The sequence below is a fragment of the Pseudomonas putida NBRC 14164 genome (assembly GCF_000412675.1).
Lineage (GTDB): Bacteria > Pseudomonadota > Gammaproteobacteria > Pseudomonadales > Pseudomonadaceae > Aquipseudomonas > Aquipseudomonas putida.
This window is the reverse complement of sequence record NC_021505.1, coordinates 1,324,777-1,342,180: the sequence shown is the minus strand read 5'-3', so window position 1 is coordinate 1,342,180 and position 17,404 is coordinate 1,324,777. Positions and strand designations below refer to the sequence as shown.

Genomic DNA, 17,404 nt, shown 5'->3' with positions numbered 1-17,404 from the left:
GCGCTGTGTCGCGATAGGGCCGCAAAGCGGCCCCAGGATGCCGAAAACGAAAAAGCCCGCGACCATTTCTGGTAGCGGGCTTTTTCGTACTGCGTATGGTGGGTCGTGTAGGATTCGAACCTACGACCAATTGGTTAAAAGCCAACTGCTCTACCAACTGAGCTAACGACCCGATTGATGGCGCGTATAATACTGATTTCTAACGAGAAATCAACACTCCATCAAAGAATTTTCAAAAATACCGCGTCGGGTCTGCTACACCGGCCGCCTTGAAGCCGTCGGCGCGCAGGCGGCAGCTGTCGCATTTGCCACAGGCGCGGCCGTCATCGTCGGCCTGATAGCAGGAAACGGTCAGGCTGTAATCCACGCCACGGGCCATGCCGGCCTGCACGATCTGAGCCTTGCTCAGGTTCTGCAGCGGCGCCTGAATACGGAATCCCTGCCCTTCTACACCGGCCTTGGTTGCCAGGTTGGCCATGCGCTCGAAGGCTTCGACGAACTCGGGGCGGCAATCGGGGTAACCGGAGTAATCCACGGCATTGACGCCGATGAAGATGTCACGCGCCTCCAGCACTTCTGCCCAGCCCAGGGCCAGCGACAGGAACACGGTATTACGCGCCGGCACGTAGGTGACCGGGATGCCTTCGCTCGGGGCTTCCGGCACGTCGATGCTGCTGTCGGTCAACGCCGAACCACCGATACCGTCCAGGTTCAGGCCGATGACCTTGTGCTCGACCACGCCCAGGTCCTGGGCGACACGGGCAGCCGCATTCAGCTCGGCCCGGTGGCGCTGGCCATAGTCGAAGCTCATGGTGTAGCAGCTGTAGCCTTCGGCCTTGGCCATGGCTACGACGGTGGCCGAGTCGAGGCCGCCAGACAACAGGATTACCGCGCGTTTCTCAGTCATGTGCTTTTTACTCTCAATCAACGTCCGGGTTCGTCGTTCCACAGCAGCTTGTGCAACTGCAGCTGGAAACGTACAGGCAGGTTGTCGGCAACGATCCAGTCGGCCAGGTCGCTGGCACTCACCTGGTGGTGGCTCGGCGAGAACAACACCTCACCGGCACGCTCAGCCAGGTTGTACTGGATCAGCTTGGAAACCGCCCAGTCATAGTCCTCACGGGAACAGATGACAAACTTGACCTGGTCGTTGCGGGTCAGCTGCTCGATGTTCTCGTAGCGGTTACGGTGCGATTCTTCGGAACCCGGGGTCTTCAGGTCGACAACGCGGCTGACGCGGGTGTCGGTGCCCGCGATATCCAGCGCACCACTGGTTTCCAGCGACACCTCGTAACCGGCATCACACAGGCGCTGCAGCAACGGCAAGGCGTTGGGCTGAGCCAGTGGCTCGCCACCGGTGACACAGACGTAGCGGGGCTTGAAGCCGGCAACCTGCTCAAGGATCGAATCCAGGGTACGAATAGTGCCGCCAGTGAAGGCATAGGCACTGTCGCAGTACTGGCAGCGCAGGGGGCAGCCGGTAAGGCGCACGAATACGGTGGGCAAGCCAGCCGTTCGCGTTTCACCCTGCAAAGAGTAAAAGACTTCTGTGATGCGTAATGTGTCTTGCATGCTCGCCACGGGCGTGACAGCTAAACAGGCTGTCCGCCTCCGTCAGGCACTGTCGCGGACTCGACATGGCGTTATCCGCAGCAGCGTGTTTACGAAAAAAGGGCAGTGATTCTAACGAAAAAACCCGCGACTGGCGCGGGTTTCTTTCGAGCGGTACAGCTACAGGGCTCAGAGCTTCTGCAAGTCACGCTGGGCCAGCTGCGCGGCGGAGGTGCCGGGGTACTGGGTGATGACCTGCTGCAAGATGCCCTTGACCTTGTCGGTATGGCCCATGCGGCGCTCGACGTCGGCCAGTTTGTAGAGCGAATCCGGCACTTTGCTGTGCTTGGGATACTTCTGGCTGACCTGGGCGAAGGCCTGACTGGCACCTGGCAGATCGCCTTTGGCCAGGTTCACTTCACCCAGCCAGTACTGCGCGTTGCCGGCGTACTGGCTGTTGGGGTACTTGCGCAGGAAGGCATTGAACGCCTGGCTGGCCTTGTCAAAGTCTTTCTGTTTGATCAGGTCGAAAGCAGCATCGTAGTAGAGCTTCTCTTTCGCTGGATCGCCGGGCTCGCTACTGGCGGCCGGTTGTTGCGCAGCAGCACCAGCTGCTGCATCGGGGGCGGCATTTGAAGCACCACCACCGGAGGAATTGTCAGGGGTCGCGGCAGGTGCAGCGCCACTGTTGATGCGACGGTCCAGGTCCTGGTATCGCTCCAGGTTTTCCTGCTTCATGCGCGACACATCGTTCTGCAGCTCTTCGATGATGCCTTGCTGGCGGGAAAGCTGGTCCTGCATCTGTTGCAGCTGCATGAACAGCTGGCCTTGTGCAGAGGCAGGGGCCGAAGCCCCTGACCCGGCATAGGCGCCGCTCGTGCCATAACCCACAGGCGGATAGCTGCCTGCGTTGTCATCTACTACAGGGACCTCAGCCCAGGCCGCGAGCGGCAGGCTGAGTGCGAGGACGGTTACTACACGGCGGCACATACGCATAAGAACTTACTTACGCAGTTCTACGCGACGGTTCTGAGCCCAGGATTGCTCGTCGTTGCCAGTGGCAACAGGACGCTCTTCACCGTAGGAGACCAGTTCCAGCTGAGCAGGGGAAACGCCCTGCAGAACCAGGTAACGCTGAACGGCCTTGGCACGACGCTCACCCAGAGCCATGTTGTACTCGCGGGTGCCGCGCTCGTCGGTGTTGCCTTCCAGGACAACGCGGTTGCCGTTGGACTTCAGGTCCTTGGCGTGAACGTCCAGAGCGCGCATGGCTTCTGGCTTCAGGTCCGAGCTGTCGTATTCGAAGTAGAAGGTGGTGATTGCGCGCAGGGCGGCTTCTTCGCTCAGGGAACCGTCAACAGCGCCAGTGTTGGCACCGTAGCCAGCGTTCGGATCTACAGCAGCGCCTTCGCCTGCGTTGTCACCGCCCTTCGAGGAGCAACCTACAGCTACGGCCATGGCCAGAGCCAGCGCAGCGAATTTACCAAACTTCAGCATTTCCATCGTGAAACTCCTAATGAAACCCCAGTGTGTTAAGCAAAACGTATTACGCCGCAATCAGTTCAGGTAAGGGGACCAGGACGGTTCTCTGACTTCGCCTTGAGCGGTAGGAAGTGGGAGCCTCACGCGGCCATTAAGCGACACGAGCATCAAGACTCCCCGGCCCTGCTGGCGGGTGGCGTAGATTAGCATGGTGCCGTTTGGCGCAACAGTGGGAGACTCATCAAGACTTGTTTCCGAGAGAATCTTTACACTTCCGCGCTGCAAGTCCTGCGCCGCCACTTTGAAGTTGGTAAAGCCCTGTTGGCGATGGATCATCACCAGGGTCTTTTCGTCAGCGGACAGTTTCGGGTTGGCGTTGTAGTTGCCCACGAAGGTTACGCGCTCGGCACCACCACCGCTGACCGACTGTTTGTAGATCTGCGGTTTGCCGCCACGGTCGGAGGTGAAGTAAAGGGTATTGCCATCTTTACCCCAGAACGGCTCGGTGTTGATACCTGGGCCTGCGGTAACCCGGTTGATCTGACGCGATGCCACGTTCATCACATAAATGTCCGGGTTGCCGTCTTTCGACAGCACGAACGCCAGGCGCGAACCGTCCGGCGACCAGGCTGGCGCGCCGTTCAGGCCTTCGAAGTTGGTCACCTGCTCGCGGCGGCCGGTATCGATGTTCTGAATGAAGATGCGCGGGCGTCTCTGTTCGAACGACACATAGGCGATACGCTTGCCATCTGGCGCAAAGCGTGGCGACAGGATCGGCTCACGCGATTGCAGCAGGGTGACCGCACGCGCACCGTCGTAGTCCGAACGCTGCAGGGTGTAGCGGGTATTGTTGGTGGAGAAACGCTCGGCCGTCACGTACAGCATGCGGGTAGAGAACGCACCCTTGATGCCGGTGAGCTTCTCGAACGACTGGTCGGCAATGTAGTGCGCCATGTCACGCAGCTGGTCGGTGCTGCCCGCGACGCTGCCGGTCAGCACTTGCTGCTCGGTGGCGACGTTGAACAGGGCGTACTGCACCTGCAGGCGACCGCCCGAAGGCACGATGCTGCCGACCATCACGTACTGGGCACCCAGCGCTTTCCAGTCACGGAAGATGACTTCGCTGGCCTGCGATGGCTGGCTGATCATGTTCTGCCGTGGAATCGGCGAGTAGTAGCCGGAGTTGCGCAGGTCGTTGCCGATGATGTCGGCAATGTCCTCGGGCAGCACGCTACCACCTTGCAGACCGAACGGCACTACCGCGATGGGCGTTGCCCGGTCGCTGCCGCTGGTGACCAGGATGTTCTTTTCCTCTGCCACGGCCATGCCTGCCACGCAGCACAGCATGACCAGCAGTCCTCTCAGACGTTTAATCACAACGCTAGATCCTCAGGTGTAAATGTCATCTTGAACGAACGATATTGGTTGAAATCGCTCGGCTTCATACCCTGCATCTCGGTCAAACGACCAATGTTCTTCACCGCAGCCACCGCCGAACTGTCATACGGGCCGTCACCACTGGAACGGGCCACGCTGACACTGGTGATGGTACCGTCCGGCAACATGTTGATCTGCAGGACCACCGTCATGCCCTTGCGCGCGGAAGGCGGACGCGCCCAGCCCTCGGCCGCGCGCATACGGATCAGGTCGTCGAAGTCGCCGGCCACCTGGTCACCCTGCTCGTCGGCCAGCGCCTGCTGCCGCTCGGTGGTGTCGGACAACAGCTCGGCCAGGGCCTGGGCTTTCTTGTCTTCTGCCGCCTTGCGGGCCGCTTCCTGTGCCTTTTTCTTCTGGGCGTCTGCAGCGGCCTTTTTCTTGGCCTCTTCAGCTGCCTTCTTCTTCGCGTCCTCGGCCGCCGCTTTCTTCTTGGCGTCCTCGGCTGCTTTCTTCTTGGCCTCTTCGGCTGCCTTTTTCTTGGCGTCCTCGGCGGCTTGTTTCTTCGCCTCTTCAGCGGCCTCTTTCTTGGCCTCTTCTTCGGCTTTTTTCTTGGCTTCTTCCTCGGCCTTCTTCTTGGCGATGTCGGCCTGCTGCTTCTCGGCGGCCTTCTTCGCCTCATCGGCCTTCTTGGCTTCTGCGGCTTTCTTGGCCTCGCTAGCCTTGGCGGCTTCGGCAGCCTTGGCAGCGTCCTCGGCTTTTTTCGCCTCGGCGGCTTCGCGAGCCTCCTCGGCCTTTTGAGCGGCGTCGGCCTTCTTTTGTTCCGCGGCCTTCACGGCCTCCTGCTCGACCTTCTTCTGCTCCAGCTGCTCGACTTCGGTCTGGCGCGAAGCGGTTTTCTTCGCTTCCCCGGCAATCTTCTGATTGGTCTGGGTGGTCGCCTGGCTCTTGGACTTGAGCTGGTACAGGGTAGCCTGAACGATCGGCTTGGAAGGCGGCAGCTCAGGCGTCATGGCGAAACTGACGAACAGCATGGCAAACACCAGCACATGCAGGCCAATGGCCCAGACACTGGGCCAGAAGTAGCTTTCCGAGGCGGATGGCTCTCGCTGTTGCATCAGGGCGCCTCGGTAATCAGGCCAACGTTACCGACACCGGCCTTCTGCAACCCGCCCATGGCACCCATGACCGCGCCATAGTCGACAGCCTTGTCGCCACGAATGAACACCTGGGTCTGCTTGCCCTGGTCACGGCCGGCAGCAATGATCTTGGTCACTGCATTGGTCATGTCGGGCAAGGTCATGGCCTTGTCCATCTGCTTGTCGGTATCGACTTCGCTGCCAAGGTTCCAGTAGTAGGTCTTGTCGGCCTTGATGGAGATGGTGAGGATCTGGACGTTGTTGTCCTGCGGCAAGGCTTCACTGGAAACCTTGGGCAGGTCGACTTTCACGCCCTGGTTGAGCATGGGCGCCGTCACCATGAAGATGACCAGCAGCACCAGCATCACGTCGATGTAGGGCACCACGTTCATCTCGGCGACGGGCTTGCGTTTGTGGCGAACTCGGGCCATGGGCTTCTACCTGATTACTCTTCGCTGGTGTGCACTTTGCGGTGCAGGATCGCCTGGAACTCGTCGGCGAAGGTGTAGTAACGACCGATCAGCACTTCGCTGCGCGCGGCAAAACGGTTGTAGGCGATTACCGCCGGGATTGCTGCGAACAGGCCGATGGCGGTGGCGATCAGCGCTTCAGCGATACCCGGGGCAACGGTTGCCAGGGTGGCCTGCTGGGCGCTGGCCAGGCCGCGGAAGGAGTTCATGATCCCCCATACGGTACCGAACAGGCCGATGTACGGGCTGGTGGAACCGACGGTGGCCAGGAACGGCAGGCTCTGCTCGAGTTTTTCTTCCTCGCGCGAAATGGCTACGCGCATGGCACGGCCAACGCCTTCCATGACGGCGTCCGGGTCAACGCCCGGCTGCTGACGCAGGCGCGAGAACTCTTTGAAGCCGGCACGGAACACCTGCTCGACGCCGGAATCCGGGTCTGGGTTGCTGCCTGCCTGACGGTACAGCTTGGACAGGTCAATGCCCGACCAGAAGCGTTCCTCGAAGGCATCCAGCGCACGACGACCGGCGCGCAGCATGGTGCTGCGCTGGAAAATCATGATCCATGAGGTGACCGAGGCGGCCACCAGGATCAGCATTACCAGCTGTACCACTACGCTGGCATTGCTGACCAGACTCCACATGGAGGTATGGTCGACGACGTTAGCTTCCACGCTTATTCTCCTGCATTCGATTGGTTACCCGAGCCGTCCGCCGCCAAGGCGTCGCGCAGCTGGGGGGGTATGGCTCGGGGTTTGAAAGTGTCGGCGCGCACGGCGGCCACCAGGAACTGCCCTTCGCAGAGCAGCGTTTCATCCTTTTCCCGCCAGACCTGCTGTACAAAGCGCAGGCTGGCGCGATTGAGTTCAAGTACTTGCGCGGTCACCCGCAACGCGTCGTCCAGCCGCGCCGGCGCGTGGTAGCGCGCTTCGCTGGAATGGACCACGAACAGCAGGTTGTCTTCGGCCAGCTGCGACTGGGAAAAACCCAGATGCCGCAGGCGTTCGGTGCGCGCGCGCTCCATGAATTTCAGGTAGTTGACGTAGTACACCACGCCGCCCGCATCGGTATCTTCGTAATAGACGCGACAACGGTGTGCGAACGGTTCGAGCTGATTTTGCGCGCGCATACTCTAGTGCTTACTCCTCAGCTTGCCAATCCGCTGTGGCAACTGTTTTTTCTTCATTAATGTCTTATTGCCAGCGCACCCTTGGCATGCCAGCGGTAGGACCACGAAAAGTCGCTTTTGATCTGTCATTCATCGCCTGGCTCGGAAAAATCACCGCCCTCCCCCAAACGCCCGGGAATATTCAGGCCAAAGTGCAGGTAGGCATGCCGGGTGACCACGCGACCGCGCGGCGTGCGCATGATGTAGCCCTGCTGGATCAGGTACGGCTCCAGCACATCTTCGATGGTATGACGCTCTTCGCTGATGGCCGCAGCCAGGTTGTCCACCCCTACCGGGCCGCCATCGAACTTCTCGATCATGGTCAACAGCAGGCGGCGGTCGGAATGGTCGAAGCCACGTTCGTCGACATCCAGCAGGTTCAGCGCCATGTCGGCCACGGCTTTGGTGATCTGGCCCTTGCCGCGCACCTCGGCGTAGTCGCGCACGCGGCGCAGCAGGCGGTTGGCGATACGTGGCGTGCCACGGGCACGCCGGGCAATCTCGTAGGCGCCCTGGTCTTCGATGACCAGGCCAAGGATGTTGGCCGAACGGCTGACGATGGTGGCCAGGTCCTTGTCGCTGTAGAACTCCAGGCGCTGGACAATACCGAAGCGGTCACGCAACGGGTTGGTGAGCATGCCTGCACGGGTGGTAGCCCCCACCAGGGTAAACGGTGGCAGGTCGAGCTTGATCGAACGGGCCGCCGGCCCTTCGCCGATCATGATGTCGAGCTGGAAGTCCTCCATGGCCGGGTACAGCACCTCTTCGACGACCGGCGACAGCCGGTGGATCTCGTCGATGAACAGCACGTCGTGCGGTTCGAGGTTGGTCAGCATGGCCGCCAGGTCGCCCGGGCGCTCCAGGATCGGCCCCGAGGTGCTCTTCACCGACACACCCATTTCATGGGCAATGATGTTGGCCAGGGTAGTCTTGCCCAGCCCCGGCGGGCCGAAGATCAGCGTGTGGTCGAGCGACTCGCTGCGGCCACGGGCGGCCTGGATGAACAGCGCCATCTGCTCGCGCACCACCGGCTGGCCGATGTAGTCGTCCAGGCTCAGCGGGCGAATCGCACGGTCCTGGACCTCTTCGCGGTCGCGGCCACTGGCGGCAATCAGGCGGTCGGCTTCGATCACTTGGTAATCATCCCTTTAAGGCTGCGGCGGATCAGCTCTTCACTGCTCAGGCCGGCCTTGTCTTTGATCGCGGCGATCGCCTTGCTGGCTTCCTGCGGCTTGTAGCCCAGCGAGACCAGGGCGCTGACGGCATCAGCCTCGGCGCTCGACTCGCTGGCGGCCGGCAGCGGGCCATCGGACACCAGGGTGAACATGGCCGGGGAGGTTTCCCAGGCCTTGAAGCGGTCCTTGAGCTCGACCAGCAGGCGTTCGGCGGTTTTCTTGCCGACACCGGGCACGCGTACCAGGGCCGAGGTGTCCTGGGCTTGCACGCAGCGCACCAGCTCGTCGACTTCCAGGCCGGACATGAGCGCCAGTGCCAGCTTCGGGCCCACGCCGTTAAGCCGGATGAGCTCGCGGAACAGCTCGCGCTCGCGCTTTTCGGCAAAACCATAGAGCAAGTGGGCGTCTTCGCGCACGACCAGATGGGTGTGCACGGTGACGGGTTCGCCCACCTTGGGCAGACGGTACAGCGTGGTCATGGGAACTTCCAGTTCGTAACCCACGCCGTTGACGTCGATAATCAGGTGCGGCGGCTGTTTCTCCGCCAGGGTGCCGCGCAAACGTCCAATCACGTTCCGATCCTTCCTCTCGGGGAGCCGGTCAAAGACCGCTCAACCCTATCAGCAAATGCAACGGGTGAACGCACCACCCGAACAAAATGTGTATCAGCGCATGAAGCGCCTACAGACGCAAGCGCCCGCCGCGCCGCCGCGCCGTCGCCAGGCCATGGGGCACCAGGCTGGAACGGGTGTGGGCGTGGCACAACGCGATAGCCAAAGCGTCGGAGGCGTCGATCTGCGGCTTTTGCGTCAGTTTCAGCAGGTGCATGACCATCATCATCACCTGCTCCTTGTTGGCCCCACCGGTGCCGGCCACCGCTTGCTTGACCTGTGTGGCGCTGTATTCAGCGATTTCCAGGCCGGCTTCGGCGGCAGCGACGATAGCCGCGCCGCGGGCCTGGCCGAGCTTCAGCGCCGAGTCGGCGTTGCGCGCCATGAACACCCGCTCGATGCCCATGGTCACCGGTTCGTGCTGGGCGATGATTTCACTGACACCACGAAAAACGATCTGCAGCCGCTCGTGCAACTCGCCGCTGCCGGTGCGGATACAGCCCGACGCCACGTACTCGCAACCACGGGCGGTCTGGCGTACTACGCCGTAGCCGGTGATGCGCGAACCGGGGTCGATACCAAGAATCAGAGTCATAGTGCCTGTCGTTCAAAGCTCACGGTTCAAGACCATTAGGGCCGCTGCGCGACCTATCGCCGGCAAGCCAGCTCCCACGAGTACAGTGCAGGCCTGAAGAAGTGCACTGTACCTGTGGGAGCTGGCTTGCCGGCGATGGGCTGCGCAGCGGCCCCAATAGCAGCCTTGACGCGAAGGGTCAGGAGACCTTAGCCGATATTTTCCATGATCTCGTCGGAAATCTGGGCATTGGAGTAGACGTTCTGCACGTCATCCAGGTCTTCGAGCATGTCGATCAGCTTGAGCACCTTTTCAGCACCGTCCTGGTCGAGCTCGGCACTGGTGGTCGGCTGCATGACGATTTCTGCGTCATCGGCCTTGAAACCAGCCTCTTCCAGGGCGTTACGCACGGCATAGAAGCTGTTGAACGAGGTAAACACGTCGAACGAGCCGTCATCGTTGGCCACCACGTCATCAGCATCGGCTTCCATCGCCGCTTCCATCAGCGCGTCTTCATCCACGCCCGGGGCAAAACTGATCTGCCCCTTGCGCTCGAACAGGTAGGCCACCGAGCCGTCGGTACCCAGGTTGCCGCCACACTTGGTGAAGGCATGCCGCACGGCGGCGGCGGTGCGGTTGCGGTTGTCGGTCATGGCCTCGACCATGATCGCCACGCCACCCGGACCGTAACCTTCGTAGCTGAGCTCTTCGACGTTGTCGCTTTCGTTGGTGCCGGCACCACGGGCCACGGCGCGATCGATGATGTCGCGGCTCATGTTGGCGCCCAAGGCCTTGTCCAGCGCCAGACGCAGGCGCGGGTTGGATGCCGGGTCAGGGCCGCCCTGCTTGGCAGCGACCGTCAGCTCGCGGATCCACTTGGTGAAGACCTTGCCTCTCTTGGCATCCTGGCGCTCTTTGCGGTGCTTGATGTTCGCCCACTTGGAATGACCAGCCATAACGACTCCGAATACTTTGAATCACAAACAGCCCCGCCCCTGTACGGGGCGGGACGGGAAAATACCTGCGCCGAAACGCAAAGGCGCATCCATGTGGATGCGCCCGGGGACCGCTTACTCGACCTTGGTCTGTTCGCGCAGTCGGATGTGCAGCTCGCGCAGGGCCTTGGCGTCGACCAGGCCAGGGGCCTGAGTCATGACGCACGCGGCGCTCTGGGTTTTCGGGAAGGCGATCACTTCACGGATCGACTGGGCGCCGGTCATCAGCATGACCAAGCGGTCCAGACCAAAGGCCAGGCCACCGTGCGGCGGCGCACCGAACTTCAGGGCGTCGAGCAGGAAGCCGAACTTCTCTTCCTGTTCCGCCGCTTCGATGCCCAGCAGGCGGAACACAGCCTGTTGCATCTCTTTGCGGTGGATACGGATCGAACCGCCACCCAGTTCAGTACCGTTCAGGACCATGTCGTAGGCACGGGACAGGGCTGTGGCCGGGTTGGCCTCAAGCTCTTCCGGCGAGCACTTCGGCGCGGTGAACGGGTGGTGCAGCGCGGTGAAGCTGCCGTCTTCGTTCTCTTCGAACATCGGGAAGTCGACGACCCACATCGGTGCCCACTCGCAGGTGTGCAGGTTGAAGTCGTTTCCGACCTTGATGCGCAGTGCGCCCAGGGCCTCGCTGACGATCTTGAACTTGTCGGCACCGAAGAAAACGATGTCGCCATCGACCGCGCCAACGCGATCGAGGATCACGTTGAGGTTGGCTTCAGGGATGTTCTTGACGATCGGCGACTGCAGGCCTTCGACGCCCTTGGCGCGCTCGTTGACCTTGATGTACGCCAGGCCCTTGGCACCGTAGATGCCAACGAACTTGGTGTACTCGTCGATCTTGCTGCGCGGCATGCTGGCGGCGCCAGGCACGCGCAGGGCGGTAACGCGGCACTTCGGATCGTTGGCCGGACCTGCGAATACCTTGAAGTCGACATCCTTCAGCTGGTCGGCAACGTCGACCAGCTCCAGCGGGTTACGCAGGTCTGGCTTGTCGGAGCCGTAACGGCGCATGGCTTCTTCGAAGGTCATGTGCGGGAATTCGCCGAATTCCAGGTCCAGCACTTCCTTGAACAGCTTGCGGATCATGCTCTCGGTCAGGCCCATGATCTCGCTTTCATCGAGGAAGCTGGTCTCGATGTCGATCTGGGTGAATTCCGGTTGGCGGTCAGCACGCAGGTCTTCGTCACGGAAGCACTTGGCGATCTGGTAGTAGCGGTCGAAGCCGGCGACCATCAGCAGCTGCTTGAACAGCTGGGGCGACTGCGGCAGGGCGAAGAAGCTACCGGCGTGGGTACGGCTTGGCACCAGGTAGTCACGCGCGCCTTCCGGGGTGGCACGGGTCAGGATCGGCGTTTCGACGTCGAGGAAGCCGTTTTCATCGAGGAAGCGACGGATGCTGGTGGTGATGCGCGAACGCAGACGCAGCTTCTCGGCCATTTCCGGGCGACGCAGGTCGATGAAGCGGTAACGCAGGCGGGTTTCCTCGCCGACGTCGGAGTATTCGTTCAGCGGGAACGGCGGGGTTTCTGCTTCGTTGAGCACGGTCAGCTGGTAGCCAAGGATCTCGATGGCACCGGAGGCCATGTTGGCATTCACCGCGCCGTCAGGGCGCTTGCGCACCTTGCCGGTGACTTGCACGACGTATTCGCTGCGCACGCGGTCGGCGGCGGCGAAGGTTTCGGCGCGATCCGGGTCGAACACGACCTGGGCCATGCCTTCGCGGTCACGGATGTCGAGGAAGATCACCCCGCCGTGGTCGCGGCGACGATGGACCCAGCCGCAAAGGGTGACTTCCTGGCCGTCCAGGCTCTCGTTCAGTTGGCCGCAATAATGGCTGCGCATCATGATGGTGGTTTCGCTTCTCGTGATTCGTGTATTCGGTGGAGGCCTTGGCCGCCCGGAGGGCTAATACTGCAAGACCCGGTCACAGCATTCAACTCAGTCGGCCTTGTCGCCGCCTGCAAGATTCTTTTTCGCCCCGGTCTTGAAGTCGGTTTCGTACCAACCATTACCGCTCAGGCGGAAGCCTGGCACCGACAGCAGCTTCTTCAGCGCCGGCGCCTGGCAGGCCGGGCAATCGGTCAGCGGCGCGGCGCTGATCTTCTGCAGTGCTTCCATGCGGTGCTCGCAGGATGCACATTGATAGTCATAAAGGGGCATGGGTGTCTCTCGTCAACCACAACGCTCGCTGCCAGGGCAGCAAAAAGCGGGATTATATATGGTTAGCAAGCACTGCGCAGCCCGCCAGGCGATCAGCGCACACTTGGGGGGTCTTGCAGCCAGGCAACGCAGATTACCCGAATCAGCCCACTGAAGTTGCGCACTCCACCCTGGCGCAGGTGCACTTCGCGGTCCACGTAGGACAACACCGCACTGACCGAACAGCGGTTGGCGGCGGCGATGCGTTCCAGGATGCCCCAGTAGACGGCCTCCAGACGCAGGCAGGTGGAAAAACCGTTGAGCCGCACCGAACGTGACACCGGCTGCGTCTGCAACATATCGAAATCTGCCTTGAACGGATCAATGCACTGTTTTCCTGGCCAGCTCCCCTGACCAGCCACACGCTTGCTCGCTTGCATCATGCGCCCTTCTTCCTCGTCACCGGTAACAGGTGACCAATGAAGCGCTGGGCAGCAGGTTTAGAGCAGCGGCAAAGTCTTCCCGCACAGTTACCGACAGGCGCAGCCTTGTGCTGCACCTGCCGGGGATGCACCGCTTGTTGATTACTTGCCGTCGAGCAAGACCCTCAGCATCCACGCGGTTTTCTCGTGCACCTGCATGCGCTGGGTCAGCAAGTCGGCAGTCGGCTCGTCACTGACCTTGTCCACTACCGGGAAAATACTGCGCGCAGTACGCACCACGGCCTCCTGGCCCTGGACCAGCTGGCGGATCATCTCGTCCGCCGGGGGTACGCCTTCCTCCTCCTTAATAGAGGAATGCCGTGCATAGAATGCATAAGACCCCGGCGCAGGGAAGCCCAGGGCACGGATGCGCTCGGCAATCGAATCGACTGCCAGTGCCAGTTCGTTGTACTGCTCTTCGAACATCAGGTGCAGGGTGCGGAACGACGGCCCGGTGACGTTCCAGTGGAAATTATGGGTTTTCAGATACAGCACGTAGGTATCCGACAACAGGCGGGACAGCCCATCGACGATGGACTTGCGATCTTCTTCACTGATACCGATATCGATTGCCATTGAAGTTCCCCTTTCCATAAGGCTTGAGACTCAAGCGGACGCCGACCACTGTAGCAACACTTGACCCACACTGCCTGTGACATGGCGCAACACATCGCCCACTGAGGCCTGCGGTTTGAGTAGCCTTCGCCTTTGCTGTTAAATAGGCACCGTGCCACCCGTGCGGACTGTCATTGCCGGGTGCATAGGCTGGCTTGCCACGTGTTCGCGCCCTACACCTCATGCGCACCGTGCTGCCAGCTCTTCCTGTGATCGGCCTTATCAACTGTGAGCCAACCCCATGTTCAAGATCGTCCATCTGGTGACGGGCGTGGCAGCCTTGCTGCTATCGCTCATACCCAGCCTGAAAACCGATGCAACACCCTTCCTGCAACAACCCGACGCGGTTTACCTTGCCCTGCTCGGCCTGCTCAACCTGGTCCTGGCCCCGGTCGTGCCGCTGTACTACCGCGGCGCCCGTCAGCAGTTGCAGCACCTTGCCTGCGCCTTGCTGGTGGTGGCGGTGGTGCTGCAGACCCTGACGCTGCTGGCTCGCCCGGAAATGGGCAACCTCGCGGCGCTGGTCTGTGCGGCACTGGCCGTGGCCCTGCACCTGGCGGTGGGTTTTGCCCGCAGCCCGCGCAAGGCACGCAGCAACCAGCATGCCGCCCAGGATGCTGGCAACCGTGATACCGGCACGGTGAAGTGGTTCAACACCTCGAAAGGCTTTGGTTTCATCTCCCGCGATTCGGGTGATGACATCTTCGTGCACTTTCGTGCCATACGCGGCGAAGGCCACCGCATCCTGGTCGAAGGCCAGCGCGTGGAGTTTTCGGTGATGCACCGCGACAAGGGCCTGCAGGCCGAAGATGTGGTGGCAGTTACCCGCCGCTGATTGTCTTGCGATAGCGCTCCTGGTGGGCGCGGCCATGCCCGCGCCCACCAGGATTCTTGTGATCAGTAATGAGGCGGCGGTGCCTCTTCACCTTCGGTGCCGTACTGGCCGACCATCTCTTCATGGCGCTTGATCAGTTCGGCCACCTGTAATTTCAGCCGCTCGATCACCTGCGCCTGCTCGACCACCACATCATTCAACGCCTGCAGGGTGTCATCCTGGAACGCCTGGCGGGTTTCCAGTTCGACGATTCGCAATTCCAGCGACATGTCAGGCCTCCTGATAGCCAGCAAGCTGCAGCCCACGCACGCGCTGGCGAATGGCTTGCAACTGGTCGTCGCGGTAGGCCACGGCCGGGCACTTGCCCCACACCGGTGCTGGCCAGGCGGCATCGTCACGCTGGCGCACGATCACGTGCATGTGCAACTGGCTGACCACATTGCCCAGGGTGGCCACGTTCATCTTGTCGGCGCCGTAGCTGGCCTTCAGTGCTTCAGCCAGCAGGGTGGTTTCCTGCCACAACTGCTGCTGCTCTGCCGCTTCCAGCTCGAACAGCTCGCTGATGCCGGCGCGCTTGGGCACCAGGATGAACCATGGGTAGTTGGCATCCTTGCTCAGCAACAGCTGGCACAACGCAAACTCCCCCAGCACCAGGGAATCCTGCTGCAAACGCGAATCCAGGACGAACACGGCATATCTCCTTCAGGCAAAAACAACCCGCTTTCAAGCGGAAAACAGGCCTGCAAGGATACCTTGCACATTCCCGGTAACACAGCGCTACTTTTCGCACCAAAATGAGGCCGCCTGCGCGCCGCCACCACACTTGTCACCCCACAAACGACTCTGGATGAACAAGTTGCGGTAACACATTGACTTTCATGGCAGCTTTTTAAATTTTAATGATTCTCGACTCCATCATGCCCCGAGGCAGCCTTCGCCCCGTGTTTACGGCACTTTCCGACCCTCGGTAGCAGATTTTGTGAAAATTTCATGAAGTGTTGCGAATTTTGAGCACGCTTGTTGCATTCACTTCACGCCAAGTCGGCACGACATCTGCAGTGGCAGGTGTACGCGACAAATAACAACAGCGGCATTGGTTACCAGGGAGTTTCCTCAACCAGAATCCGTAGTTACAGATTCGTTACGGTGACAGGAACAGCGCTGGCGTTATACGGCCCATAAACCGGGGCGTGATTTGCGACATGGAAATACCTAAAAGCGACATGGCAAAAAAGTTCCGCAAAGAGTCTATATAGCCATATCGCCAACAACAGTCAGCGTGCTATACATTTTCGCCGACATAACAAGAAAGAGCTGCACCCTATAACTAAAACACTTGGGCGCGGCGGTACTCTTCCTAAAAACCAAAGGAGCAAATCACGATGCGCGTGATGAAGTGGAGCATGATCGCCCTGGCCGTTGCGGCAGGGACCTCGCAGTTGGCAATGGCCTCGGCACAAGACGAGTCCAAAGGTTTCCTCGAAGACAGCAAGCTGAACGTAAAAACCCGCATGCTGTACTTCAGCCGTGACTTCCGTAACAACGACAGCGGCAAGAGCCGCGTCGAAGAAACCGGCCTGGGCTTCCTGGGCACCTTCGAATCGGGCTTCACCCAGGGCACCGTAGGCTTCGGCGTTGACGCCATCGGCATGCTGGGCCTGAAACTGGACAGCGGCAAAGGCCGCGCCGGCACCGGCCTGTTCCCGACTGCCTCCGATGGCCGTTCGCAAGATGACTACTCCGAAGGCGGCGGTGCAGTAAAACTGCGCGTGTCCAATACCGTGCTGAAGTTTGGCGACCAGTTCACCGCCCTGCCGGTACTGGCCACCGACGATAGCCGACTGCTGCCAGAGGTCGCTGAAGGTGGCCTGATCACCAGCAACGAAATCGATGGCCTCACCCTGCACGCCGGTCACTTCACCGCGCTGAACGCCCAGGCTCAGACTTACCACGACAGCCTGCGCCTGACCGAGGCCAACGTCTTCGGTGGCACCTATGCCATCAACGACAACCTCAGCACCAGCGTCTACTACTCGCGCATTGAAGACCACTTCCGCAAGTGGTACGGCAACATCAACTGGGCGCTGCCGATCAGCGACAAGCAAGGCCTGGTGTTCGACTTCAACATCTATGACACCAAGTCCATCGGCGACAACCTGACCGGCGCATTCGTCAGCAAGGCTGACGGCAGCAACGAACTGGACAACATTGCAGCCAGCCTCTCGGCCGCCTACAACATTGGCGCCCACACCTTCACCCTGGCTTACCAGAAGGTCAGCGGCGACGGCGACTACGCTTACGGCGTCGACGGTGGCGGCACCATCTTCCTGGCCAACTCCGTTGCCCGTTCCGACTTCAACGCCGAAGACGAGAAGTCCTGGCAGGCGCGCTACGACCTGAACTTCGCCGAATACGGCGTACCTGGCCTGACCTTCATGACCCGCTATGTTCGCGGCTCGGGTGCCACTACCGAAAGCACCAACAACGGCAAGGAATGGGAACGCGACGTAGACGTCAAGTACGTACTGCAGAGCGGCCCGGCCAAAGACCTGAGCTTGCGCGTGCGTCAGGCCACCTACCGCTCCAGCGACGGCGTTTACTACGGTTCGAGCTCGATCGACGAACTGCGTCTGATCGTGGAGTACCCGCTGAGCATCCTGTAAGCCTGGCTTGCAGTGCCCCGCACCTGAAAAAGCCCGGCGATCTCGCCGGGCTTTTTCTTGGCTGACAAGCGGCCCGCCCTGGGGCATCCTGTACGCCTTCGTTTCGCCCCCGTACAATGCGGGGCTAT

The 17,404-nt window shown here is 60.9% G+C and carries 21 protein-coding genes and 1 tRNA gene; 2 read left to right on the top strand and 20 right to left on the bottom strand.

All coding sequences use genetic code 11. The features are described from left to right. Positions 1 to 96 precede the first annotated feature (96 nt). The 18 genes from PP4_RS05950 to PP4_RS05865 form a co-directional block, all read right to left on the bottom strand. A tRNA-Lys gene (locus PP4_RS05950) sits at positions 97 to 172 on the bottom strand. A 60-nt stretch (positions 173 to 232) separates the two neighbouring features. Further along, entirely contained in the window at positions 233 to 907 is a 675-nt protein-coding gene (queC, locus tag PP4_RS05945) for a 7-cyano-7-deazaguanine synthase QueC (protein WP_016498330.1), read from the bottom strand. Positions 908 to 924: 17 nt separating this feature from the next. Beyond that, the gene (gene queE / locus PP4_RS05940; protein WP_041167623.1) at positions 925 to 1,572 is read right to left on the bottom strand and encodes a 7-carboxy-7-deazaguanine synthase QueE; all 648 of its coding nucleotides are present in this window, start codon (positions 1,570 to 1,572) and stop codon (positions 925 to 927) included. 168 nt (positions 1,573 to 1,740) lie between these two features. Further along, entirely contained in the window at positions 1,741 to 2,547 is an 807-nt protein-coding gene (ybgF, locus tag PP4_RS05935; RefSeq protein WP_016498328.1) for a tol-pal system protein YbgF, read from the bottom strand. A 6-nt stretch (positions 2,548 to 2,553) separates the two neighbouring features. Beyond that, the gene (gene pal, locus PP4_RS05930; protein ID WP_012273762.1) at positions 2,554 to 3,054 is read right to left on the bottom strand and encodes a peptidoglycan-associated lipoprotein Pal; all 501 of its coding nucleotides are present in this window, start codon (positions 3,052 to 3,054) and stop codon (positions 2,554 to 2,556) included. 54 nt (positions 3,055 to 3,108) lie between these two features. Further along, positions 3,109 to 4,380 (bottom strand): Tol-Pal system beta propeller repeat protein TolB, encoded by a 1,272-nt coding sequence (tolB, locus tag PP4_RS05925; RefSeq protein WP_041167621.1) that lies wholly within the window; start codon positions 4,378 to 4,380, stop codon positions 3,109 to 3,111. A gap of 26 nt (positions 4,381 to 4,406) precedes the next feature. After that, the gene (gene tolA, locus PP4_RS05920) at positions 4,407 to 5,525 is read right to left on the bottom strand and encodes a cell envelope integrity protein TolA (protein ID WP_016498326.1); all 1,119 of its coding nucleotides are present in this window, start codon (positions 5,523 to 5,525) and stop codon (positions 4,407 to 4,409) included. Further along, entirely contained in the window at positions 5,525 to 5,977 is a 453-nt protein-coding gene (gene tolR / locus PP4_RS05915) for a protein TolR (RefSeq protein WP_012273765.1), read from the bottom strand. Before tolR ends, tolA begins: the two co-directional genes overlap by 1 nt. 14 nt (positions 5,978 to 5,991) lie before the next feature. Beyond that, complete coding sequence (gene tolQ / locus PP4_RS05910; RefSeq protein WP_008090219.1) at positions 5,992 to 6,687, bottom strand: protein TolQ; 696 nt, start codon at positions 6,685 to 6,687, stop codon at positions 5,992 to 5,994. Positions 6,688 to 6,689: 2 nt separating this feature from the next. Further along, positions 6,690 to 7,142 (bottom strand): tol-pal system-associated acyl-CoA thioesterase, encoded by a 453-nt coding sequence (ybgC, locus tag PP4_RS05905; RefSeq protein ID WP_016498325.1) that lies wholly within the window; start codon positions 7,140 to 7,142, stop codon positions 6,690 to 6,692. Between the two features lie 125 nt (positions 7,143 to 7,267). Continuing rightward, positions 7,268 to 8,314, bottom strand: coding sequence for a Holliday junction branch migration DNA helicase RuvB (gene ruvB, locus PP4_RS05900; RefSeq protein ID WP_016488653.1), 1,047 nt, complete (start codon positions 8,312 to 8,314; stop codon positions 7,268 to 7,270). After that, positions 8,311 to 8,928, bottom strand: a complete 618-nt coding sequence (ruvA, locus tag PP4_RS05895; protein ID WP_016498324.1) for a Holliday junction branch migration protein RuvA — start codon at positions 8,926 to 8,928, stop codon at positions 8,311 to 8,313. The genes ruvB and ruvA overlap by 4 nt, the downstream gene beginning before the upstream one ends. 109 nt (positions 8,929 to 9,037) lie before the next feature. Further along, the gene (gene ruvC, locus PP4_RS05890) at positions 9,038 to 9,562 is read right to left on the bottom strand and encodes a crossover junction endodeoxyribonuclease RuvC (protein WP_016498323.1); all 525 of its coding nucleotides are present in this window, start codon (positions 9,560 to 9,562) and stop codon (positions 9,038 to 9,040) included. A gap of 188 nt (positions 9,563 to 9,750) precedes the next feature. Continuing rightward, entirely contained in the window at positions 9,751 to 10,497 is a 747-nt protein-coding gene (locus PP4_RS05885; RefSeq protein WP_016498322.1) for a YebC/PmpR family DNA-binding transcriptional regulator, read from the bottom strand. A 114-nt stretch (positions 10,498 to 10,611) separates the two neighbouring features. After that, entirely contained in the window at positions 10,612 to 12,387 is a 1,776-nt protein-coding gene (gene aspS, locus PP4_RS05880) for an aspartate--tRNA ligase (protein WP_016498321.1), read from the bottom strand. A gap of 93 nt (positions 12,388 to 12,480) precedes the next feature. Continuing rightward, positions 12,481 to 12,702, bottom strand: coding sequence for an FmdB family zinc ribbon protein (locus PP4_RS05875; protein WP_016498320.1), 222 nt, complete (start codon positions 12,700 to 12,702; stop codon positions 12,481 to 12,483). Positions 12,703 to 12,794: 92 nt separating this feature from the next. Further along, positions 12,795 to 13,124, bottom strand: a complete 330-nt coding sequence (locus PP4_RS05870) for a ribbon-helix-helix domain-containing protein (protein WP_016488658.1) — start codon at positions 13,122 to 13,124, stop codon at positions 12,795 to 12,797. A gap of 141 nt (positions 13,125 to 13,265) precedes the next feature. Next, positions 13,266 to 13,739, bottom strand: coding sequence for a Dps family protein (locus PP4_RS05865; RefSeq protein ID WP_003254783.1), 474 nt, complete (start codon positions 13,737 to 13,739; stop codon positions 13,266 to 13,268). A gap of 280 nt (positions 13,740 to 14,019) precedes the next feature. On the opposite strand from PP4_RS05865, the gene PP4_RS29660 reads away from it, so the two are divergent. Then, positions 14,020 to 14,613, top strand: a complete 594-nt coding sequence (locus PP4_RS29660; RefSeq protein WP_016498319.1) for a cold-shock protein — start codon at positions 14,020 to 14,022, stop codon at positions 14,611 to 14,613. Positions 14,614 to 14,675: 62 nt separating this feature from the next. Here PP4_RS29660 and PP4_RS05855 read toward each other — a convergent pair whose 3' ends face one another. Further along, positions 14,676 to 14,882: a SlyX family protein gene (locus PP4_RS05855; RefSeq protein WP_016498318.1), complete on the bottom strand. Its 207-nt coding sequence runs from the start codon at positions 14,880 to 14,882 to the stop codon at positions 14,676 to 14,678. 1 nt (position 14,883) lies between these two features. After that, a complete protein-coding gene (locus PP4_RS05850) occupies positions 14,884 to 15,303 on the bottom strand; it encodes an HIT family protein (RefSeq protein WP_016498317.1) in 420 nt (139 codons plus the stop codon). A gap of 692 nt (positions 15,304 to 15,995) precedes the next feature. Between PP4_RS05850 and PP4_RS05845 the strand changes: the two genes are divergently transcribed. After that, a complete protein-coding gene (locus PP4_RS05845; protein WP_016488662.1) occupies positions 15,996 to 17,276 on the top strand; it encodes an OprD family porin in 1,281 nt (426 codons plus the stop codon). Positions 17,277 to 17,404 lie beyond the last annotated feature (128 nt).

Coding starts and splice junctions, on each gene's coding strand:
- tolB (WP_041167621.1), bottom strand. CDS start 4,380: ATGCTGTGCTGCGTGGCAGGCATGGCCGTGGCAGAGGAAAAGAACATC.
- PP4_RS05870 (WP_016488658.1), bottom strand. CDS start 13,124: ATGATGCAAGCGAGCAAGCGTGTGGCTGGTCAGGGGAGCTGGCCAGGA.
- ruvC (WP_016498323.1), bottom strand. CDS start 9,562: ATGACTCTGATTCTTGGTATCGACCCCGGTTCGCGCATCACCGGCTAC.
- PP4_RS05885 (WP_016498322.1), bottom strand. CDS start 10,497: ATGGCTGGTCATTCCAAGTGGGCGAACATCAAGCACCGCAAAGAGCGC.
- ybgC (WP_016498325.1), bottom strand. CDS start 7,142: ATGCGCGCGCAAAATCAGCTCGAACCGTTCGCACACCGTTGTCGCGTC.
- PP4_RS29660 (WP_016498319.1), top strand. CDS start 14,020: ATGTTCAAGATCGTCCATCTGGTGACGGGCGTGGCAGCCTTGCTGCTA.
- ybgF (WP_016498328.1), bottom strand. CDS start 2,547: ATGCGTATGTGCCGCCGTGTAGTAACCGTCCTCGCACTCAGCCTGCCG.
- PP4_RS05865 (WP_003254783.1), bottom strand. CDS start 13,739: ATGGCAATCGATATCGGTATCAGTGAAGAAGATCGCAAGTCCATCGTC.
- tolR (WP_012273765.1), bottom strand. CDS start 5,977: ATGGCCCGAGTTCGCCACAAACGCAAGCCCGTCGCCGAGATGAACGTG.
- PP4_RS05845 (WP_016488662.1), top strand. CDS start 15,996: ATGCGCGTGATGAAGTGGAGCATGATCGCCCTGGCCGTTGCGGCAGGG.
- queE (WP_041167623.1), bottom strand. CDS start 1,572: ATGCAAGACACATTACGCATCACAGAAGTCTTTTACTCTTTGCAGGGT.
- queC (WP_016498330.1), bottom strand. CDS start 907: ATGACTGAGAAACGCGCGGTAATCCTGTTGTCTGGCGGCCTCGACTCG.
- PP4_RS05875 (WP_016498320.1), bottom strand. CDS start 12,702: ATGCCCCTTTATGACTATCAATGTGCATCCTGCGAGCACCGCATGGAA.
- tolA (WP_016498326.1), bottom strand. CDS start 5,525: ATGCAACAGCGAGAGCCATCCGCCTCGGAAAGCTACTTCTGGCCCAGT.
- PP4_RS05855 (WP_016498318.1), bottom strand. CDS start 14,882: ATGTCGCTGGAATTGCGAATCGTCGAACTGGAAACCCGCCAGGCGTTC.
- aspS (WP_016498321.1), bottom strand. CDS start 12,387: ATGATGCGCAGCCATTATTGCGGCCAACTGAACGAGAGCCTGGACGGC.
- pal (WP_012273762.1), bottom strand. CDS start 3,054: ATGGAAATGCTGAAGTTTGGTAAATTCGCTGCGCTGGCTCTGGCCATG.